Source organism: Barnesiella propionica (assembly GCF_025567045.1).
Lineage (GTDB): Bacteria > Bacteroidota > Bacteroidia > Bacteroidales > Barnesiellaceae > Barnesiella_B > Barnesiella_B propionica.
In genome coordinates this window covers 1-22332 of the sequence record NZ_JAOQJK010000012.1, presented here as the reverse complement: position 1 = coordinate 22332, position 22332 = coordinate 1, and the positions used below count along the sequence as shown (strand labels likewise).

Genomic DNA, 22332 nt, shown 5'->3' with positions numbered 1-22332 from the left:
AATATAAAATGAAAAAAAATATTATTTTATCAATCTTTTTATTTTGTGTATTTTCATGCTCCATGAAAATAAATAAAGAATCAATAAATAAAAATGAGTTTAAAATAGATAGTTTGGCATTTAATGAATCTAACCTGGATTCTTTCGGTAAAGATATAATAGTGATAAATGATAGTATAAATAAAAAAATAATAAATGATAACGATTCTATTTATAAAGTAAACCTGAAAACATATTTATCAAGGATAGAACAGAAAAATAATGATATTTCTTATTGGGAACCTATTAAAGTTGATACGGTTATTGAAGATTACTATGTAAGTTATGTAATAATAAATAATGCAGATACAGTAGTTAATACTGTGAATTATGGAAAAGGGGAATTTACTGTTTTTAAATTTTTGGACGTTTCAGTATATTTGAATGTTATGTATAAAAATAGAATTATAATGCATAATAAAGAATTTACGAAGTTTTTCTTTGATAATATAATCCCACTAAAAGATATAAATAAATATTCAATAGTGAGCTTTTATATAAATGGCATAACTTCTGGAGAGATTAGTTTTTCGTTAAACATCTGTATTCCGGATAGTGATATTTGTTATCCCATAAGCCTGTCAATAAATAATGACGGAGTTATAAATACAAGTTTGGAAGAAGAGATATGGGAAGAAAATTAAACTTATTATGTAAAATAATAATTGATTTTGTTTTTATTTGTATAGCCATAATGTTCGTCAGCGGAACCCTCTGCTGAACCTGTTCAGTTCCATAAATCCCCTCTGTGAAAAAAATCCTTGCATTTCGCCGTATACTTATTGTAGAAACAATCCTTATTAATCGAATCGGTCCAGACGGAACGGATAATTTTTATTACAAAGCTAATGGACAGGAAATTTGCAGACTCTCCTATAATAATCTTAATAGAAATTTTGCGATAAAAATAACGCAAACCACAAATGAAAAGTATGGAAAAAATGATTTCTATAGTGGTTATATTAATAAAAATGATACCATTAGAACTGTTCAACCAGAAGATACAGGAGATCCTTCCAATGTATACCGGGTTATATTCCATCTATAGTGTATAGTAAAAACATTTCGATAAAACCGATACAACCTTTCAGTCATTATATTGTTATATTATTATAAATTAACCTATAAATATCAAGTTATGAGCCGAAATTTTAAAGAAGCTATCCAACACCGCCGAAGCTATTACAACCTCACGAACGAATCTTCCATAAGTGATAAACAAATCGAAGAGATACTGGATTTTGCGATATTACATGTGCCTTCGGCATTTAATTCCCAATCAACCCGCCTGGTTTTATTATTACATGAGGAACACCACAAACTATGGAATATAGTAAAAGAGGTATTGAAGCTTCAATTGTCGGAAGAATCGTATATTAAAACAGAAGAGAAAATAAATACTTCTTTCGACAGCGGATATGGTACGGTGCTGTTTTTGGAGGACCGCAGCGTAATTACCCATTTGCAGGATAGTTTCCCGGTATATAGCGACCGCTTTCCGGTATGGTCTCAACATACCAACGCCATGCACCAACTAACGGTATGGTGTATGCTCGAAGACTCCGGCATGGGCGCCAGCCTGCAACATTATAATCCACTTATCGACGAGATTGTACAACGCACCTGGAATTTACCGGAAGAATGGGAACTTGTCGCCCAGATGCCATTCGGTATTCCTGCAAAAGAACCGGGTAAAAAGGAATTCAATCCCATAGATACCCGGATAAGAATATTCAAATAAGTTCTTTTATAATAACAGAACGGGACGGCTTTATCAAGTCGTCCCGTTCTTGTTATAACATATTCATATATTATTTGCGATAGCTGGCCAAATCTTCAATTTTGAAATTATTGATAAATTCGGCATTCTTCGTTACTTCTGCTTCGCCATAATGAATGTAAACTTCGGCAGAATGACGGAAAGATTCATTCCGTGTCGTATCTCCCAAAAGTAAATATCCCATGATTATATGTCCAGCCATTTCAACCATACGACGAGCCTGGAAATCAATATATTCGTTATCCTTGGTTCCTACTACTCCAGCAACCGTTTTTTCATAAACGGCAGTCATGGCTTTCAGTTTATCACGCAACGGTTCCAGTCCTCCGGCTACAGGCTCAGCTTCATATACACGAATCTGATTCAAATAAGTTCCTGTAGTCACGTGACGTATAGCAGCAACTACCTGTAACTGGGTAGTACCTTCATAGATCGAAGTAATACGCGCATCCCGGTAAATACGTTCACAAGCGTAATCTTTCATAAATCCGGAACCGCCATGTACCTGTACACAATCGTAAGCATTTTGATTACAGAATTCACTCGACATTCCTTTGGACAAAGGTGTAAAGGCATCGGCCAGTTTCTGATAGGCTTTCATCTCCATACGTTCTTCCTTATCCAACGTACGTTCTTTAGCTATATCTTCATACGTTTTGTACATATCGACGAAACGTGTCGTTTCATACAGTAACGAACGTGAAGCATCCAATTTGGCCTTCATTACAGATATAATTTCATAAATAGCCGGAAACTCGATAATAGCTTTACCGAATTGTTTACGTTCCTTTGCGTAAGAAAGAGCCTCGCGATAAGCAGCCTCGGAGACTCCTACCGATTGAGCGGCAATACCCAGACGGGCTCCATTCATCAAAGCCATTACATATTTGATAAGACCCAGTTTACGGTCTCCGCAAAGTTCCGCCTTAGCATTTTTGAATACAAGCTCGCATGTAGGGGAACCTTTTATCCCCATCTTATTTTCTATACGACGTACGGTCACGCCACCATTATTCCGGTCATAAATGAACATGGACAATCCCCGGCCGTCTTTGGTTCCTTCTTCTGAACGGGCCAATACCAGCGCAATATGTCCGTCTCCATTGGTGATAAAACGTTTTACGCCGTTCAATAACCAACAGCCGTCTTTTTCGCTGTATGTGGCTTTAAGCATTACAGCCTGCAAGTCGGAACCGGCATCCGGTTCGGTCAGGTCCATTGCCATCGTTTCCCCGGCGCAAACACGCGGAAGATATTTCTGCTTTTGTTCCTCATTGGCAAATTCGTAAATAGTCTCGGCGCAGTCCTGCAATCCCCATATATTCACAAATCCGGCATCGGCACGGCTCACCATGTCGGCTGCCATGATATAAGGTACTAAAGAAAAATTCAAACCGTCATAACGACGAGGCATCGAGATTCCCATCAAACCGGCTTTAACCAAAGCATCGAGGTTTTTTTCTGTCCCCTTGGCATAAACCACATGGCCATCGACTACATGAGGCCCTTCATGGTCCACATCTTCGGCATTGGCAGCAACGATTTCTCCACTTATCTCTCCGGCAATCTCAAGAACTTTTTCGTACGAGTCCATAGCATCTTCAAAATTGAAAGGTGCATAATCGTATTTCTCGGCGTCGGTATAATTACGTTCTCTCAGAGCCACCAGCTTCTTCATGAGCGGATGGTTCAAGTGATGTTTCAGATCACTGTTATCGGTATAAAAATTAGCCATTATTCTCTATTTTTATTTTACGAAAACCTGTTGTGTTAATACGGAAGAACAAAACAATGCGTATATTCCACCGCACCGGCTTTATCGTACCAACGATAATTCTTATCGATATAGACTGTATGCTGAGCTGACTCCCATTGTACAGAAACCCATAAAATAAGAATTAAAACGTTTTTTTTCATAACACATCGGGTTCAGCAAAGAATATTTCTCTTTATTTGGAATTCTTCTTGTAATATTTAATCAGTTTGGGAACAACTTCTTCGACCGCACCGGTAATCACATAATCGGCTATCGTATTGATAGGTGCGTTAGGATCACTGTTTATCGAGATGATAATAGAACTATCCTGCATTCCGGCTATATGCTGTATCTGTCCCGATATACCACAAGCGATATACAATTTCGGGCGTACGGTTACACCGGTCTGGCCGATCTGACGGTCATGGTCACAGAACCCGGCATCTACAGCAGCACGTGAAGCTCCTACTTCTCCGCCCAATGTAGCGGCCAGCTCATGCAACATATCGAAACTTTCTTTCGAACCCATACCATAACCTCCGGCTACAATAATAGAAGCGCCTTTTACGTTCGCTTTCGATTTTTCCATCTGACGGTCGATCACTTCCACTACGAAATCGGCATCCGATACATATTTTTTCGGATCGAGTTTTACTACTTCACCCTTGTAATCAGCATCATATACTTCCTTCTTCATTACACCTTCCCGAACGGTAGCCATCTGGGGACGACATTCCGGATTCACGATCGTAGCCACGATATTGCCTCCAAAGGCGGGACGTATCTGGTATAAAAGATTTTCATATGTTTTATTCGCTTTTTTGTCTTCATGAGGACCTATCTCCAATGAAGTACAGTCGGCTGTAAGACCGCTATGTAATGCCGATGAAACCCGCGGGCCTAAATCACGGCCTATACTCGTCGCACCCATCAGGCACACCTGCGGTTCAATTTCTTTAAAGAGATTGACTACAGCCGAAGTATGAGGGGTTGAGGTATAAGGATATAAACGGGTATCGTCCATTAAATATACCGTATCGGCACCGTATGGAAATATCTGCTTTTCTACACCCTCCAGTTTACTTCCTATGACCAAAGCTTCCAGTTTACAGTTAAGTTGGGTCGCCAAACTACGTCCCTTGGTGAGTAATTCCAGACTCACATCGGCTATCATGCCGTCTTCTATTTCGCAATATACAATCAGATTATTCATGATTTGTGTTTTTTGTCAAAGTTAAAAAGTTACGGCATCATCCGATAGTATGGTTCACAATCAATTCTTTCACGAGCTCTTCTATTTCGTTGTCGTTGCTCGTAAGCTGCTTACTTTCCTTAGCCTGAAAAACAACATTCTCAACATGCTTTACTTTTGTGGGAGAACCGGCCAACCCGACCTGGCTAAGATCGGCATTTACATCGGCAACACTCCACTCATAAAGATTAAGAGCCGGGCGTTCTTCATATATCTTCTGTGCATCGGGTTCCAATGCTGCCTTTTCACTCGGAGTCTTTGCATATTTGTAACGCTGAACTAATTTCGCATTACGCGGGCGACATTCATCTGCCGAACCATTTACGGTAATTACCAGAGGCAATGGGGCCACTACGGTTTCCACCCCTCTTTCCAAACGGCGTTTAACGGTTGCTTTCCCGTTCTCCACTTTTAATATTTTTTCGGCATATGTAACCTGAGAAAGGTTCAGTTTTTCCGCTACCTGCGGACCTACCTGTGCCGTATCGCCATCGATGGCCTGCCGTCCTCCCAGAATAATATCGTATTCTCCTATTTTACGGATAGCACTTGCCAAGGCATAAGAGGTTGCCAGCGTATCGGCTCCAGCAAAAGCTCTGTCGGTAAGTACGACACCTCCGTCGGCACCGCGGAACAGGCCTTCACGAATAATTTCAGCAGCACGAGGAGGTCCCATTGTGAGCAATGTTACAGTAGAACCCGGGTGCTGCTCTTTCAGCTGAAGAGCCTGCTCCAGGGCATTGAGATCCTCGGGGTTGAAAATTGCAGGTAAAGCGGCACGATTGATCGTTCCATCTTCTTTCATCGCATCTTTTCCAACGTTTCTTGTATCCGGCACTTGTTTTGCCAGCACGACGATTTTCAAACTCATAATTTTTTAAAGATGTAAGATTAATGTATTCTTGTTTTAATTATACTCATTCAGTAGCTTGCAAAGTTACACAAATGATTCTTTTTGCCAACTGTTTTTTACGAAAATGTTACAGGACAAGCACTGTTATAATCATTTAAATATCAATATGTCCGGCTATTTTACACAATGAAGCAGAAAGTATGAATCATCTATTTTTATATCTATATACATAGGAACCCGTTTTTGTCTAATACTAACAAAAACGAGTTCCCTCATTCATTATTTTCAACAAATCATTCATAACTGCTCCCGTCAAAACAATGTGTACAAACAGATTCTTTCGGTAAACCGATAGCTTTGACAAGTGTCTCCAAAGAATTGAACTTAAGGCTGTCTACTCCTATTTGCTTGCGTATCTCTTCTACCATCCGGCAATAACAGGGAGAACCTGTCTCGGCATAAGAACACAGATTCTTTTCATGGTCTCCCTCCAACTTATGGATCGTTCGACGGGTTATCAGCTCCATATCGCTTTTAGATGCGGTAAAATTGGTAAACTTACAGGGATAGATGAGCGGCGGACAACTGATACGGATATGAACCTCTTTAGCCCCATACCTGTACAGATCACTGACATTATCTCTCAACTGTGTACCTCTCACGATAGAGTCGTCACAGAACACAGCCCGTTTTCCGTTCAGTATATCTTTATTCGGTATCAATTTCATTTTGGCGACCAGCTCACGAAGGCTTTGGGTAGGAGGTGTAAAACTACGCGGCCATGTGGGTGTATATTTAACTATACCCCTGCGGTAGGGTATTTGCTTTCCTGTCGCATATCCCAGTGCCATACCCACTCCCGAATCGGGTATGCCGGATACGAAATCGGCTTCGATATCATCATCTTTACCCATTTCCAGGCCGCAGGTATTTCTCATTTGATCTACATTCCTTCCTTCATATTCACAGACCGGATATCCGTAATATACCCATAGGAACGAACATACCTGCATTTGTTTACCCGGCTTCCGGAGTTGGGAATATCCGTCGGAAGTGATCAGGACGATCTCTCCGGGGCCTATATTATATTCGGTTTCATATCCCAAATTAGGAAATGCACATGATTCAGAAGAAACGGCATATCCGTTCGCCCCCTTCCCTATCAGGATCGGTGTACGTCCATACTTGTCCCGGGCCGCAATAATTCCCTCGGCAGTCAACAGCAACATAGAACAGGAACCTTTAATGCGTTTATACACATTTTCTATTCCTTCCACATAATCTTTTCCTTCACATATCAGCAAAGACATGAGTTCACTGGTATTAGACAAGCCATTGCTATGTTCGCTTAAATGATGCCCGGCATCCAGTAATTCCTGTTCCAACTCTTTTTGATTATTTATCCTGGCTACGGATACGATAGCAAATTTTCCCAAATGACAATTAACGATAATAGGTTGAGCATCGGTGTCGCTGATTATTCCTATACCTGAATTTCCACAAAAAGCAGGCAGTTCTTCTTCGAATTTGGTACGGAAATAAGAATTCTCTATATTATGTATCGAACGCACGAATTTCGCTTCATTGTATGTAACCATACCGGCACGTTTCGTCCCCATATGGGAATTATAGTCTACTCCGTAAAAAAGATCGGCTACACAACTTTCTTTTTTTATTGCTCCAAAAAAACCACCCATCGCAGTTATATTTCTTTATTCTGATTTATTATTTTAATTAGGGCATATCTCCCCCATATTTATAAAAAGATACGTGGCTGTCTCTTTATAAGAAAACAGCCACATATATTATATTCCGTTATTTACGATGTTTCTCCACCCACTTGCGGGCATTTACAAATGCCTCTATCCAGGGGGTAACTTCGTCCAGTCCTTTTCTTTCGGCCGGATAATATGCCCATTGCCATGGGAATATAGCCCTTTCCAGGTGAGGCATCATCGCCAAATGACGACCGTCTTCCGAAGCAATGCCTGCTATTGCGTAAGGCGAACCGTTAGGATTAGCCGGGTAAGCGTCATATGAATATTGAGCGATAACGTTATAATGTTCTTTCGAATACGGGAGGGAAAATTTTCCTTCTCCATGAGCGACCCATATTCCCAGTTTACTACCTGAGAGCGAACCGAACATGACAGAATTATTTTCAGGAATAGTCAGTCCCAGGAACTGGCTTTCAAATTTATGGGAATCGTTATGTAACATTTTAGGCTTTTCTTCATGGCCGGGAGTTAATAATCCCAATTCCACCATTAACTGGCAACCGTTACAGATTCCCAAGCTAAGCGTATCTTCCCGGGCATAAAATTTATCTAATGCAGCTTTGGCCTTTTCATTCCAAAGGAAACCGCCGGCCCATCCTTTTGCCGAGCCGAGAACATCTGAATTAGAGAATCCCCCGCAATAAACAATCATATTTACATCTTCCAATGTCTCACGGCCACTGATCAAATCGGTCATATGAACGTCTTTTACATCAAAACCGGCCAAGAATAGGGCATATGCCATTTCGCGGTCGCCATTCACTCCTTTCTCCCGGATAATAGCGGCCTTTATTCCTGACCGTCCACGACGGTATGCCGATATTTTGAGGTCTGACAATTTTCCGGTAAACGAAGAATTGAAATGCAGCCGGATAGGTTGTTCTTTATAATTAAGGAACCTTGCCTTCGCTGCTTCTTCTCCACTCTGTTTGCGATCCAGCAAATAAGAGGATTCAAACCATACATCTCTCAAATGGTCTATAAAGAACTGGTATTCAGAACCATCTTTATTTATAAGAATATGACGTTCGTCACAAGGACGGCCGATACGAAGAAATCCTATTCCGGCATCGGATAATATTTTCTCCACTTCACTCTTATTTTCGACCTGGATCAAAATACCGGGATTCTCACTGAATAATATCTTCACCAGATCTTTTTCGGGCAATTTGTCTAAATTAATCTCCAAACCACCTTCCACATTGGCGAAACACATTTCCAACAGAGCCGTTATCATTCCACCTGCAGAGATATCGTGTCCGGCAAGAATCAGACCTTTTTCCACTAACGTCTGAACCGTATTAAAAGCGGTTGCAAAATATTCGACATCACGCACCGTAGGAGCTTCGGATCCTATTTTATTCAGAGACTGCGCAAAAGCCGAACCTCCCAGTTTAAAACTATCGAAAGAAAAATCGATATAGTAAACTGCACTGTTACGAACAGGCTGCAATACAGGGGAAACTACTTTCTTAACATCGGAGACCTCGGCTCCGGCAGAAATAATCACCGTACCGGGAGCAAATACTTTTTCCTGGCCATATTTCTGCGTCATGGAAAGGCTGTCCTTTCCAGTCGGTATATTAATACCTAAGGAACAGGCAAAGTCGCTGCAAGCTTCCACAGCGGTATATAAACGGGCATCTTCTCCTTCGTTCTTACATGGCCACATCCAGTTAGCACTCAGTGATACACTGTCCAATCCTTGGGCCAGTGGAGCCCATACTATATTGGTAAGAGCTTCCGCCACGGCCAATACAGAACCGGCTGCAGGATCGATCATCGCTGCCTGCGGCGCATGACCGATAGATGTCGCGATACCGGCTTTACCCTGATAATCCAAGGCTACTACACCACAATCGCTCAAGGGCAACTGTATCTCACCCTGGCATTGCTGGCGGGCTATCTTTCCGGTAACGGAACGGTCTACCTTATTGGTCAGCCAATCTTTGCAGGCAACGGCTTCGAGCTGAAGAACCTGTTCTACATATTCGTCAAGATGCGCCGGGTCATAATTCACATCCCGGTAATTTTCTTCTATAGTCCGGTCACTCATAACCGTACGGGGAGCTTTTCCGAACATATCTTCCATTGCAAGATCTATCGGTTTTATTCCATCAGCCTGTTCAAATACGAACCTATGATCGTCCGTCGTCTCCCCCACCACGTAGAAAGGAGCCCTCTCACGGTCGGCAATACGCCGTACTTCCTCTATATCTTTTTCACGGATAACCATTCCCATACGTTCCTGGGATTCATTACCCACTATTTCTTTCGCGGATAAAGTCGGATCGCCTACAGGCAACTTATCCATATCTATACGGCCTCCTGTTTCTTCAACCAACTCGGAGAGGGCGTTAAGATGTCCTCCGGCTCCGTGGTCGTGAATAGAGACAATAGGATTTTCTTCAGCTTCGGCCAGCGCACGGATAACATTCGACACCCGTTTCTGCATTTCGGGATTGGCCCGCTGCACGGCATTCAGCTCAATAGCATTGGCATATACTCCGGTTTCCACTGAAGATACAGCGCCTCCTCCCATTCCGATACGATAATTATCACCGCCCATGACTACGACTTTTTCTCCGGGCTCTGGTGTCCCTTTAAGAGCATCCCTCATCGTTCCGAAACCGACTCCTCCGGCTAGCATAATTACTTTATCATAAGCGTATTGCTTATTATTCTCGGCATGTTCGAATGTCAGCAACGACCCGCAAATAAGAGGCTGGCCGAATTTGTTTCCGAAATCGGACGCTCCGTTGGAGGCTTTTACCAATATTTCTTCAGGAGTCTGGTATAACCACGGACGTTCAGGCATGGCATTTTCTTCCCATTCCCGTCCTTCTTCACTACGGGGATATGAGGTCATATAAACGGCTGTACCTGCAATAGGAAGGCTTGCTTTTCCTCCTCCCAAACGGTCGCGTATCTCCCCTCCGGTACCTGTCGCCGCACCATTAAAAGGTTCTACGGTCGTAGGGAAATTATGTGTTTCGGCTTTTAATGAAATAACCGTCTTTATATCTTTTATTTCAAAAAAATCGGGCTTATCGGAAGAAGCCGGAGCAAATTGTTCCACAACAGGTCCTTCATTGAAAGCGACATTGTCTTTATAGGCCGAAACTAAACGGTTGGGGTTATATTCCGACGTCTTCTTGATAAGCTTAAAAAGAGAGTTTTCTTTCTCTTTTCCATCAATGATGAACAAACCGTTAAAAATTTTATGACGGCAATGTTCAGAATTAACTTGTGAAAAACCGAATACTTCACTATCGGTGAGTTTACGTCCTATTTTCTTACTGAGCCCGTTGAGATATTCCACCTCTTCGTCACTGAGTGCCAGCCCTTCCTGCCGGTTATACAAGTCAATGTCATCGATATGTACAATAGGATCGGGGTGCTTGCTTATCTCGAACACACGGCTGTCCAGTCCTTTATAAAGACGCTGCAACATCTTGTCGTATTCTGCCTCATCGCTCCCGACGGGAAAAAACTCTTCTATACGAGAAATGCCGGAAAGTCCCATATTCTGAGTTATCTCTACGGCATTTGTACTCCAGGGAGTAATCATCTCTTTACGGGGACCGACAAACCATCCCGGGAGGGAATCATCGGTTAAAGCAGCGGCATTGCCAAACAGCCAACACAACTTTCGGGTTTCTTCGGGAGAAAACTGGTGATTGGCTTCTACAACGATGACAGAGTCATCTGTTCTAAAAAAAAGGACCATGTATGTATATTTTTTATGTTATCAGGTAGTAGCACTCTACTTTATATCTGTCACGAAAATTTCCGCAAAGAAATCGACAATAAAATCATACTCAACATGCGGCTATGATTCTTCGTGCAAAATTAATCAAAAAGCTATATCTCTTCAAATTAATTTCAATAAAACAATACTGGATTTTGCAGAAAATTCTCCTTATCTTTGCACACCTGTGCAATAAAATTGCCGGAAGAAAAGAAACATAAAAACAAGATGGATCTCACAATATATACTATTATTCGCGGCGTAGCAATAGGCGTATTGGTCTCTGCACCAATGGGTCCGGTAGGTATATTATGCATACAGAGAACCTTGAACAAAGGCAGATGGTCGGGCCTTGTTACCGGCTTGGGTGCTGCTCTCTCCGACCTCGTTTACGCGATTCTTTCGGGGGTAGGAATGGCATTTGTCGTAGACTTTATATCTACAAATCAGAATATTTTGCAAATTTTAGGAAGTTTTGTGTTAGTAGGGTTCGGTCTTTATATCTACCGGCAAAACCCGACCAAGAAACTCTCTAAACCTCAAACTTCTAAAAATACATTCACACAGGATTTCATTACTTCATTCCTGCTTACTTTCTCTAATCCTCTTATATTATTCCTGTATATAGGTCTTTTTGCCCGGTTTAACTTTTTCCTGCCGGAATCACAGGCTGTACATCATGCCCTGGGTTATATATCTATCATATTGGGGGCTATTCTATGGTGGTTTACAATTACGTACTTTATCAATAAAGTAAGAGGACATTTCAACTTGCGTAGTATATGGCTTATCAATAAAAGTATAGGAATTATCATTATAATTATGTCTATCGTCGGTTTTATCTGGGGTATAAAAGATTACTTTTTACATATCAACTGATAAGACGATCATACATTTCATAATCCCACTAATCCTCACAAACTATCATAATTTAATTACATGTCTATGAAAAAGAAATTATCCGTCCCCTATATTCCTCATCTCGATACGATGCCTATGGAAAGTATAAGCGACGAGCTGGAGGAACAAAGTACGCGCCAGAGTATAGAATGCATAAATTGGCCTGATAAATTTGCATACCGGCCCATTACCGTATTCAACATAGCCCGCGGAGACAAATATTTGTACATCGACTATTTTGTGCGGGGTAATTATTTGAGAGCTGTAAACTATAAAGATAATGACCCGGTATGGCAGGATAGTTGTGTGGAGTTTTTCGTACAAGTACCGGGAGAAAAAGAATATTATAATTTCGAATTCAACTGTATAGGCACAGCTTTGGGAGGAAAACGGGAAAACAGAAATGCAGCAGTACATCTGTCACCGGAATGTCTCAAAAGTATAAAAAGATACGCTTCTGCCGGAAATAAACCCTTTCAGGAAATGGAAGGATTATTTGCCTGGAATTTGCTGGTTGCGATTCCTTTCGAACTGATAGGACTCGACGGCAATAATCTCCCGGAGAAACTATATGCCAATTTCTATAAATGCGCCGACGGAACCAGCCTGCCTCACTATTTGAGCTGGTCGCCTATAGAAACAGAAAAACCTGATTTTCACCGTCCGGACTTTTTCGGTGAAATATATTTCTGATTAGAAATCCGAAAAGACTTTTTAAATAAAAACGCTCCCGATATTTTGGAATATCGGGAGCGTTAATTATAAAATTTATATGGCACTCAATCTTTCCGGGAAAGGTATGATTCTATTACCCTTTCAAAATCCCGGTGAGCAGCCATAAGAGTCCGCCCTCCATAAGTAAGAACCTCAGTTCCGGCACGTACCACTCCAACGAACATACATTCTTCCTCATCATACTCTTCATAACCTTCATACCCCTTATATACGAGCCGGCAGTTATAAGCCAGCAAATAAGAGAAACGCCCTTTGCCGGCAGGCTTCACCGGAGTAAGTATATATCCTTTACCCGGATCGTGTTCCATCTTCATTTCACTCCCATCGGGTAATAATAAAAGATAGTGACATTCCATCGCTTTTGAATCATACAACTTTATAGTAACCGCACGGGCATCATTCCACATCGTGAGTAAATAATTTTCCAGTTTTCCCTGATCCTCCGGATCTGCAGTCCAACTACCCTCCTCACATTCGGTTATGTGAAAAGACATTGTTTTCTGGTCGTCAAGTATTATGTCATATTCTTTCATGTACATATAATTTATAGACTGTCTATTGTTTCTACAAAACTTCCCGGTATCGTAACCGCAGCATATCCCAGGACCGACAGCCTGACAACAACTTTGCTTTCTCCTCCGTACCGGATAAGTTCACCTTCCATTCCAGATAAAGATCCTTTTATAACCCGTATCTTATCGCCTATTTCCAACGTATCATTAATCATTTCCACCGCACTGTCGGAATAATCGATAAGGAAACGAAAATCTTCTATTTGCTTATCCGGAATTACCGCAGGCTGGGATTCGCAACGCAAACGAAGATAACAGACAACTCCCCTCGTCTCTAATACACGTATTTGCTCCTGCCGGGTCACACGAACGAAAAGCATCCCGGAAATAACAGGCACGTCAACTTTCTGTTTCCGGTATTTCCATTGACGTACGACGGTCTGTATAGGTAAAAAATTCTCGATACCCTGTTCATTCAATCTGTCCCGTACTTTCTTTTCACTACGGGATGCGGTATATATTGCGTGCCAATGTGGAGTATCGTTCTTCATACTGCTATCATTTTTCTTTCAATGCCTGCATGTATCGAAGCACTTCTTCTTTGTCTTCCGCAGAAGGGGCCCAAGGCGCCAGATGAACCGGTGATAACGGCACGTATGGACCTTCCTTGATTTCATAGATCACGGTTCCCGGCTCTTGAACCAGTATCGTGTGCCAGGTACGGGGAGGGATTTCTATGGCGTGGACAGGGGTACCGGGGCCCAGCTGTATACGTCGGGTTACCTCTCCCTGATCGTCAAACAGAAGGGCTTCGAGACGGCCCCGGAGGACGAGGTAGATCTCAGTCTTGTCCGGGTCTTGATGGCGATGGGGAGGTAGATAGGTTCCCGGCTCCAGGGCGTTGAGCATGCGGTTGACGGGATCGGCATGGTCGTCGTGGAAGTTATAGTTTTTACGTAAACGGGGATTTTCACGGGCTTCGAGAATGACCCGGTCTAAAAGTTCGTCGGTCAGGAGTTTTATTTCTTGCATATTATAGCTCATTTTTTTTCTTCCACACATAATACGGAATAAATAAAAACACTAATATGTTTTTCATTTTCAAAGCACTACGCTTTAGCCGAATGTATCTTTTTTTCATATTCCAGATCAAAGATTCATTATACGAATCATCGCTGCATTAACTTTATCGACCTCAAATCTATCTTTACACAATTCATAACTAGCTCGTCCCATTTTTTCTACAAATTCAGGATGTTCTATAAAACACTCCATTTTTTCTACCAGCTTTTCTATATTTCCGACCGGAACAAGATAACCATTCTGTCCTTCTAAAACCGTACTCCTGCATCCGGGAGCATCTGTTGTTATAATAGGACGCCCCTTTGACATAGCTTCTAATACAGTTCGGGGCGTACCTTCCCGATAAGATGGCAGGACAAATACAGAACATTGATCGAAATATTCGGAAACATTCTTGCTTTCACCAAAATAATCGATAATACCGTCTTCTATATAAGGTTCCAATTCTTCTTTTGATATCGAGTCGGGCATATTCTCTATAGCACCCAAAAACATAAAACGGACATTCTCACGATACCGGTCCTTTACGATTTTAGCCGCTTTAAAATATTCCCTCACTCCTTTACTGATTAACGCCCGGGAAAGCATAAAAAATGTCATCCGGTCCGGGAAAGAGGTCACTGTATATTTAGCCATATTTACACCGGAACCATTAACGACATGGCACTTGGAACGTTTTACCAATCCGTTTGAAATAAATTCGTCCAAATCGTCCCTATTCTGAAAAATAACATGGTCGGCGCATTTTAATCCTATAATATACAGTATCCGGGCTAAAGCGCGTAGAATACGTGCTTTCATTGTTTTGGAAACAAATAAATATCCTACTCCGGTTATCATAGAATTAATATTCGCCACTCTCGCCATTTTAGCGGCAATGGCTCCATAAATAACCGGTTTGACCGTATAGCCGAGCATTGCGTCCGGACGTTCCTCTTTAAATAGTTTCCTTAATGCCAACAAATATTTTATATCGGAGAAAATATTGATACCGGTTTTGTTCATAGGTATTTCATAAAACCGTACACCCAATGTTTTTATTTGTTCCAAATTATCAGTATTAGGACCCGTTACAATCACCTCGTAACCTTTACGTTTTATTTCTGCAATAAGATCCCCTCTGAAGTTATAAACAGTCCTGTTTTTAGGAGACACCAAAATAAACTTTTTACTCATACCGATACATTAAGAAATGTAATTTTTAAGATTATCGTACATCAACCGGAAAAGCCGCTCATTATTTTTGTCGGAGATAAAAGAATTGTGAGGAGAAATAAATACATTCTTCATGCTCCATAACGGGCTATTACTTTCTAAGGGCTCCTGTTCAAAAACATCTAAAGCAACACCCCTGAATTTACCTGTATTTAAAGCATCAATCAAAGCTGTCTCCTGTATAACAGCACCTCGTGAAATATTAATAATCACCGCATCTTGTCTCATACTATTTAATCGTTCTTTATTGATCAAATATCTGGTTTGTCCGGTAAGAGGCAAAGTAAGTACTATAATATCGCTAAGAGATAATGCTTTATCAATATCATTAATATGGAAAAAACGATCCACGTAATCTTCCTTTATTTCAAAAATATCTATACCCAGAATTTTAACTCCAAACGCCTTTAACCGGCGGGCAACTTCTTTACCTACACTCCCCATTCCAACTACCGATGCCGTACGACCGGACAGCTCCATGATATTTCGTTCTTTAAGCCACTTCCGGTTATTTTGTGCCTGCATAAAATGAAGAGAATCTTTATATATTTCCAGTATTTTCAACAAAGCCCACTCTGCCATGGGTATGCTATAAACACCACGGGCGTTGTGCAAATCAATTTCATGAGATTTTATATAATCAAGAGGTACCCTGTCCAAACCGGCACTTGTCAGTTGTATAAATTTGAGAGATTTAAAATCTTCAATTTTATTATATAAAAAGAGATTATTACAAACAACACAATCTATAGTGGATGTATCGATCTCCAAAGGAACTCTTTCATCCTGAACAAATAAAGTCTTATAACCCAAAGCCTGAAAACTCTCAATCTGGCCGGGAGTGAAAGAATACGCTCCTGTTAATAAAAGATTCATACTTTTTACTTAATCTAAAATACTATTCTTCCGAAAGTTTACGAACTGTCTCAAAAACAAACTTTCTGTTATCCTCAAAATAATTCTGATATCGCAAAATTTCTTCTTCAAGCGTTCTGATATCGTACATGCCCTGTTTAAAGACCTGTGCCACTTCTTCCAGATCGGTAATAATATCGGTATTACAAAAGCTACGGGATAAAATAGCCCGCGTAGAGCCGAATCTATAATGTTCTTTTATCACACATTCAGCCGGCAATGCCCCTTTTCCCAATCTGGCAATTCCACCAAAACCATAAGGGATACCTTTCTGCCTGAATTTATTACACAACATCTCTACGGTCCCGTCGGTCAATAATTCAAACATAAATTTTTTATGATAAGCCAAATGCAAGTCATTCAAACCGATATGTATTTCATCTATTCCATCTAAAGCCAATATACCCTCTATCCTGTCGACTGCTTCCGGTGTTTCTACCAACAAACAAGTCTTCACACGTCCATTTACATAATTTAAAAAAGCTGCCGCCTCATTGACACTCTTAAAATATGGTAACATGATAATATCGGCTCCATTTTGTATAATGGTTTCTATCTCTTGACCCGATCCCGGATGAATAGGATTGCACCGAACCAATAATTTAGCGGAACGAATAGCTTTTTTTATGGTAGAAACATCATCAAGAGTATGAGTAGATTGTACCGTATCCATTCCTCCCTGCCGCTCTTGTTTTCCAATTGTCTCCAAATCAACAAAAATCCTGTCAACCCCGGCCTCCTCAGCGATTCCGGCTATTTCGGGACGGTTCGTTATATACATTAATTTCAGCATACCACAAGTATTAAAATTTATCGAAATATATCAAGCAGTTTTTGATACGTTATTATTATCCTGCATAGTAAATACTTTGAATACAGTCATGAAAAAAATCTTCATATCAAATGCAAATGACATTTTATCTACATACTCGACATTCAATTCTATACGCCGGTTCCACTCTACATCTTTACGGCCATTCACTTGTGCCCAACCGGTTACTCCGGGGCGCACTTCGAACATACGCCGCTGCTCTTCGGTATATTGTTCCCAAGGCCACGGATGATAAGTCAAGGCAGGACGAGGCCCGATAACCGCCATATCCCCTTTTAATATGTTTACAAACTGTGGCAGTTCGTCAATGCTGGTAGCCCTGATGAATTTACCCACCTTCGTAATCCGGTTATCTCCTTTAAAGGAGTAAACTCCTGATCCTTTTTTTTCAGCACCCACAACCATGGAACGGAATTTATAAATCTTAAACGGTTTACCGTATCGTCCCAAACGTTCTTGTTTAAATATTACCGGCCCACGACTTTCTAATTTTATCATTATCGCAGTAAACAATAAAACCGGAGAAAGGCATACCAACCCTATAATTGATATTAAAATATCAATTATTCTTTTAATATACTTATACATATAATTTATTATATTTTTATAATACCAAAAGATTATGCTTTATCTTTAAAAGAGGGGATACTCCTGAATTTCACAACATTAAACAGATCCTCTTTCAATTCGGCTTGTTTAACTGATTTTTGATGATTTCTTTTCCCGCATTCCCATGCCTTTTGCGCATATGATTTTAATAAAGATAAATCGTTTAATATTCTATTTAAGTTATCTAAAATACCCTTATAACTTTGTGCTACGAATGCAGAGTCATTGTCTATAAAATATTTTATTGAAGCAGAATCGTCCCTCCCAATAACAAATATGGCACGATTTTTTTCTAAATAATCTACTATTTTAGTAGAAAACGATTGCCTAACCAATGAATTTTCTTTTGAAGAAAGGCCTTCGACATGTACTAACAAATCAGATTGTTGTTGTAATTGTATAATTTGAGAATAAGAAACGGGATCGTGTACACGTACAACATTTTCAACACTAATTTTACTTATCTGTTTGGGTGTTAATACCGTTGTAGTATAAATATCGAAAACAAATTTCTTCTTATCTTTATTTATCTCCTTAATTGCATTTACAATTAATAAGATAGACTGATATCTGCCCGTTCCTATATTTCCGGTATATAACATTTTTACAGGAAATTCATGTTTATTTACCGGCATCTTTTTCTCTTCGTCAAAATCGGAAAATTTGGTCAATATCTTAAATTTATCACCAAATAAATTAGCATATTCGCTTCTCTGGGTCTCTGAAATAGTATAAACAATATCACATGCATTAAATACTTTTTTCATGACAGGTCTTATCATTGATCTATCTATATATTGGAGAATGCGACCATAACACGGCCGTAAATATACATCGTCCGAAACATATCCTACAGCAGGAATTTTTAATCTATCTTTTATGAAAAAATTTATATCGTGAATATAATGCGAATAATAAACAGGAATAAAAAGTAAATCAGGATTAAAGTCATCAATAAAATCAATAAACTCTTTAGATTTCCATCTACCTATTTTCCAGATTATGGCCCGGAACCAAAACAACCAAATATTCTTATATCTTTTAATTTTGTTAAATTGTTTTTCTCCCGTCTTGTCATTCCTTTCTTTTTGAAAAACCCTGACCACCCTGCCTGATTTATTTTTTTTGTTTCTTAAATTATTAAGTAAAGATTTCTCTGTTATCTGATAATATACAGAAACGATATCATTATCAGGAACTCCATATTTTAGATATATATTTGCAATTTCTATATCACCCATCCCCTGAAAAATATTGGAAAAGGAGTTTCCGAAACTATTATCATTTCTCCAAGGAGAATTTGATACTATTAAAATTCTCATATAGTTTTATAACTTATTATTTTTACCTGCTATATTTGCTAAAAAACAAAGCAGTGTATAACACCTATATTTCATTAGCAAGATGGAAACAATCATAAATATTTTTTGTATAGTACCTTCAAAATAAGGGAATTCTATCTTATTTTTAAATGCATCTCTTACTCTGCAGTTATCCATATATTTTACAGACAAAGCTTTTCTTTCTGCATATTTAATATTTTCATCCACCATAACCTGGATAACATAAATTAACACATTTCTAAATAACAACGATTCTCTTTTTCCTTTAATAACATTATTATACTTTGAAGAATCTATATTCTTGATAAATGATTCTACTTTATTATCCATTAAAATAATAGTATCGAAAAAATTCTTATAAAATGAAGTTGATATGCTTCCATTCCTTTTCAAACATAATAGAGTAGGTTCTTCTATCATCCCTATTTTATTGGATTTAAGTAAAAAATCCAGATTAAAGAATACATCCTCCGAAATTAATCCATAAGGAAATTCAATCGCATTATTTTTCATTATATCAAGATCATATAAGACAGCTGTAGATCTCCTTGCACGCCCCTTTCCTATAACTACATCGAGTGCAAAGACTTTAGGGTCATTGGAAAATGCATCTTTTTTAAAATGTAAAGCATATTTTTTTTCAGTATTATTCTCATATACCTTATAATAAGAATTCGGATAAACAGCATCTAAGCCTTCTCTCTCTGCTTTTCCCACCATTATCGAAATGGCGTCTTGTACTAATTGATCGTCGGAATCCAGAAATAAAATATATTTCCCGGTCGCTTTTTGCATTCCCGCATTTCTGGCACTTGATAACCCTCCATTTTTTTTATGAATTACTTGAATATTCTCATTTTCTTTCGCAAATTCATCACAAATACCCGGACAATCATCAGGTGATCCATCATCCACCAATATTATTTCTTTATTATTATACGTTTGTCTTATTACTGAATTAACCGAACCAACTAAATAGGACTCGGTTTTATATACAGGTATAACTATACTGACTTTCGGTTCCATTTTTATTAAATATTTCGCCCTTTATTCATTATCTTTCTCATCACAACCGTAATAAAATAAAAGCTTAGATTCAACTTATGTTTTGCTGTGAAAAAAAACACTTTCCAATGAAACGGTAAATAATTTAATTTGAATCTTGAAAAAGCTTCCTGATAAATTATTTTTTTAAACATCTCGTCAACTTCTTTCATTGCGAGTTTATAACTCCGCATCCTGTAAGCATTACCCCCTATTGGTATAACAGAAAAACATATTCTATTGAAATATGCTTCTTCCATTATCGATTCTATATTTTTTTCTTTGATAAAACGCTTTAATTGTTCAAACTGAGCCATCCACAGATTTATCGTATTTTCCCGGTATACGGCGGTTTGTGAAACTGTATTTGTTCGTACATAATGATATAACGGCTTATCTATATAAACAGCTTTTTTTGAGTAATAGCAATATCTGAAAATAAAATCAAGACAATCCGAATATGTTTCTTTTCTGCTAATCCATTCTATTTTATTATTCTTAACTATATCCAGACGAAATAATTTTGACGTACAAGTTAACAATGAATCAATTTGCTCCGGATGTCTCAATTCTTCTCCTGTCAAACCTAAAACCTTTTTCATCAAAATATTTCTTGTCTCTATTTCATCAAAAACAATCTTATCCTGAAAAAACAAATGTTTTACTGTACGTCCCTTAGAACTTTCCTTATAATAAGCTCCTAAAACAAAATCTACAGAATCTGCTACAGTTTCGTTATAAAGGACTTCACAAGCATCCGGCGTTAAATAATCATCACTTTCCGCAAATGTAAACCATTCCCCTTTAGCCGCATTCATTCCGGCATTACGGGCATCACACACTCCGCCGTTTAATTTATGAATAACCTTCACCCTCTCATCTGTCCGAGCATACTCATCACACATTTGAGGACATTTGTCCGGCGAACCATCATCTACTAAAATAATTTCTAAATTCGTATATGTTTGGTTCAGCACGCTGTCTACACATCTTTTTAAACTATCTTCTGCTTTATAGATAGGAATAATGACGCTTATTAATGATTTCATATGATACTGATTAATCGACTGCTTACTTTTCCCTCCAGACATTCCTTTTCACATAATCGGTATAGGAGAGGATTATCCTCACTACTTTATCGCTTACGTTGGGCATCGAGTAGTCATACACGGGACGAAAGTTACGTTCTTCTATATCTTGGTTCTGTAACTCGGCTAGCCCTTGCATCACACGATCGGGATCCAAACCTACCATCATCACCGAGGCTTCTTCCATCGCTTCGGGACGTTCGTGGGCTTCGCGGATGTTCAGTGCACGGAAGTTCAGGATGGAGGATTCTTCGCTGATCGTACCCGAATCGGACAACACGGCGTTAGCGTTTAACTGTAACTGGTTGTAGTCACTCAGGGACAGGGGTTTCATCAGTTTTACGTTTTCGTGAAAACGGATGTTTTTTTGTTCTATCTTCTTACGGGTGCGGGGATGGCAGGAGACGATGACGGGGTAACCGTAACTTGCTGATATCTGGTTGAGGATGGTGACCAGGTTTATGAAGTTTTTGTCGCTGCTGATGTTTTCTTCTCTGTGCGCGGAAACAACGAAGTATTTCCCTTTTTCCAGACCGAGCGTTTCGAGGATTTGGGATTGACGGATCTTGGGAAGGTACTGCATCAGTACTTCGTACATCGGGCTACCGGTCTTGATCACACGGTCGGCGGGAAGGCCTTCACGCAACAGGTATTCGCGGGCGATGCTGCTGTAGGTGAGGTTGATGTCGCTGGTATGGTCGACGATTTTCCGGTTGCTTTCTTCGGGAACCCGCTGGTCGAAGCAACGGTTACCGGCTTCCATGTGGAAGATGGGGATGTGGCGCTTTTTGGCGGCTATGGCGCAAAGGCAGGAGTTGGTATCGCCCAGAACCAGGAAGGCATCGGG

General features: G+C 39.7%; 22 protein-coding genes. 5 read left to right on the top strand and 17 right to left on the bottom strand.

The annotated features are described in order from the left end of the window. The first annotated feature begins 8 nt into the window (after positions 1–8). The 3 genes from OCV73_RS13765 to OCV73_RS13755 all read left to right on the top strand — a co-directional run bounded on the left by OCV73_RS13765 (position 9) and on the right by OCV73_RS13755 (position 1780). Positions 9–683 carry a DUF4738 domain-containing protein gene (locus tag OCV73_RS13765; RefSeq protein ID WP_147553108.1) on the top strand — a complete coding sequence of 225 codons (675 nt, stop codon included), beginning with the start codon at positions 9–11 and terminating at the stop codon, positions 681–683. Between the two features lie 104 nt (positions 684–787). Beyond that, a complete protein-coding gene (locus tag OCV73_RS13760) occupies positions 788–1087 on the top strand; it encodes a hypothetical protein (protein ID WP_147553106.1) in 300 nt (99 codons plus the stop codon). A 90-nt stretch (positions 1088–1177) separates the two neighbouring features. Next, entirely contained in the window at positions 1178–1780 is a 603-nt protein-coding gene (locus tag OCV73_RS13755) for a nitroreductase family protein (RefSeq protein ID WP_147553104.1), read from the top strand. A gap of 70 nt (positions 1781–1850) precedes the next feature. On the opposite strand, the gene OCV73_RS13750 is transcribed toward OCV73_RS13755, so the two are convergent. The 6 genes from OCV73_RS13750 to purL form a co-directional block, all read right to left on the bottom strand. Beyond that, positions 1851–3554 carry an acyl-CoA dehydrogenase family protein gene (locus tag OCV73_RS13750; protein ID WP_147553103.1) on the bottom strand — a complete coding sequence of 568 codons (1704 nt, stop codon included), beginning with the start codon at positions 3552–3554 and terminating at the stop codon, positions 1851–1853. A gap of 35 nt (positions 3555–3589) precedes the next feature. Further along, on the bottom strand, positions 3590–3736 hold the full coding sequence (locus OCV73_RS13745; RefSeq protein ID WP_167551274.1) for a hypothetical protein: 147 nt from the start codon (positions 3734–3736) through the stop codon (positions 3590–3592). A 32-nt stretch (positions 3737–3768) separates the two neighbouring features. After that, positions 3769–4788 carry an electron transfer flavoprotein subunit alpha/FixB family protein gene (locus OCV73_RS13740; RefSeq protein ID WP_147553101.1) on the bottom strand — a complete coding sequence of 340 codons (1020 nt, stop codon included), beginning with the start codon at positions 4786–4788 and terminating at the stop codon, positions 3769–3771. A gap of 37 nt (positions 4789–4825) precedes the next feature. Continuing rightward, the gene (locus OCV73_RS13735) at positions 4826–5698 is read right to left on the bottom strand and encodes an electron transfer flavoprotein subunit beta/FixA family protein (protein ID WP_147553099.1); all 873 of its coding nucleotides are present in this window, start codon (positions 5696–5698) and stop codon (positions 4826–4828) included. A 275-nt stretch (positions 5699–5973) separates the two neighbouring features. Then, a complete protein-coding gene (locus OCV73_RS13730) occupies positions 5974–7377 on the bottom strand; it encodes an amidophosphoribosyltransferase (protein WP_147553097.1) in 1404 nt (467 codons plus the stop codon). A 118-nt stretch (positions 7378–7495) separates the two neighbouring features. Next, positions 7496–11188 carry a phosphoribosylformylglycinamidine synthase gene (gene purL / locus OCV73_RS13725; protein ID WP_147553095.1) on the bottom strand — a complete coding sequence of 1231 codons (3693 nt, stop codon included), beginning with the start codon at positions 11186–11188 and terminating at the stop codon, positions 7496–7498. A 249-nt stretch (positions 11189–11437) separates the two neighbouring features. Between purL and OCV73_RS13720 the strand changes: the two genes are divergently transcribed. Both OCV73_RS13720 and OCV73_RS13715 read left to right on the top strand, forming a co-directional pair. Continuing rightward, on the top strand, positions 11438–12088 hold the full coding sequence (locus tag OCV73_RS13720; protein WP_147553093.1) for a LysE family translocator: 651 nt from the start codon (positions 11438–11440) through the stop codon (positions 12086–12088). A gap of 66 nt (positions 12089–12154) precedes the next feature. Further along, positions 12155–12802, top strand: a complete 648-nt coding sequence (locus OCV73_RS13715) for a carbohydrate-binding family 9-like protein (RefSeq protein WP_147553091.1) — start codon at positions 12155–12157, stop codon at positions 12800–12802. Positions 12803–12888: 86 nt separating this feature from the next. On the opposite strand, the gene OCV73_RS13710 is transcribed toward OCV73_RS13715, so the two are convergent. The 11 genes from OCV73_RS13710 to OCV73_RS13660 all read right to left on the bottom strand — a co-directional run bounded on the left by OCV73_RS13710 (position 12889) and on the right by OCV73_RS13660 (position 22320). Then, positions 12889–13377, bottom strand: coding sequence for a hypothetical protein (locus OCV73_RS13710; RefSeq protein WP_147553089.1), 489 nt, complete (start codon positions 13375–13377; stop codon positions 12889–12891). 11 nt (positions 13378–13388) lie between these two features. Then, the gene (locus OCV73_RS13705) at positions 13389–13907 is read right to left on the bottom strand and encodes a UpxY family transcription antiterminator (protein WP_147553087.1); all 519 of its coding nucleotides are present in this window, start codon (positions 13905–13907) and stop codon (positions 13389–13391) included. A gap of 7 nt (positions 13908–13914) precedes the next feature. Next, the gene (locus OCV73_RS13700) at positions 13915–14379 is read right to left on the bottom strand and encodes a WbuC family cupin fold metalloprotein (protein WP_147553187.1); all 465 of its coding nucleotides are present in this window, start codon (positions 14377–14379) and stop codon (positions 13915–13917) included. A gap of 126 nt (positions 14380–14505) precedes the next feature. Continuing rightward, on the bottom strand, positions 14506–15615 hold the full coding sequence (locus OCV73_RS13695; protein ID WP_147553085.1) for a glycosyltransferase family 4 protein: 1110 nt from the start codon (positions 15613–15615) through the stop codon (positions 14506–14508). Positions 15616–15624: 9 nt separating this feature from the next. Beyond that, positions 15625–16530 carry an NAD(P)-dependent oxidoreductase gene (locus OCV73_RS13690; protein ID WP_147553083.1) on the bottom strand — a complete coding sequence of 302 codons (906 nt, stop codon included), beginning with the start codon at positions 16528–16530 and terminating at the stop codon, positions 15625–15627. Between the two features lie 22 nt (positions 16531–16552). Further along, entirely contained in the window at positions 16553–17362 is an 810-nt protein-coding gene (locus OCV73_RS13685; protein WP_147553081.1) for an aldolase/citrate lyase family protein, read from the bottom strand. 30 nt (positions 17363–17392) lie between these two features. Continuing rightward, positions 17393–17989 (bottom strand): sugar transferase, encoded by a 597-nt coding sequence (locus OCV73_RS13680; protein WP_147553079.1) that lies wholly within the window; start codon positions 17987–17989, stop codon positions 17393–17395. A gap of 32 nt (positions 17990–18021) precedes the next feature. Next, complete coding sequence (locus tag OCV73_RS13675; protein ID WP_147553077.1) at positions 18022–19332, bottom strand: glycosyltransferase family 4 protein; 1311 nt, start codon at positions 19330–19332, stop codon at positions 18022–18024. Positions 19333–19338: 6 nt separating this feature from the next. Then, complete coding sequence (locus OCV73_RS13670) at positions 19339–20379, bottom strand: glycosyltransferase family 2 protein (protein WP_147553075.1); 1041 nt, start codon at positions 20377–20379, stop codon at positions 19339–19341. Positions 20380–20384: 5 nt separating this feature from the next. After that, the gene (locus OCV73_RS13665; protein WP_147553073.1) at positions 20385–21446 is read right to left on the bottom strand and encodes a glycosyltransferase family 2 protein; all 1062 of its coding nucleotides are present in this window, start codon (positions 21444–21446) and stop codon (positions 20385–20387) included. A 22-nt stretch (positions 21447–21468) separates the two neighbouring features. Then, on the bottom strand, positions 21469–22320 hold the full coding sequence (locus OCV73_RS13660) for a UDP-N-acetyl glucosamine 2-epimerase (RefSeq protein ID WP_262512976.1): 852 nt from the start codon (positions 22318–22320) through the stop codon (positions 21469–21471). Positions 22321–22332 lie beyond the last annotated feature (12 nt).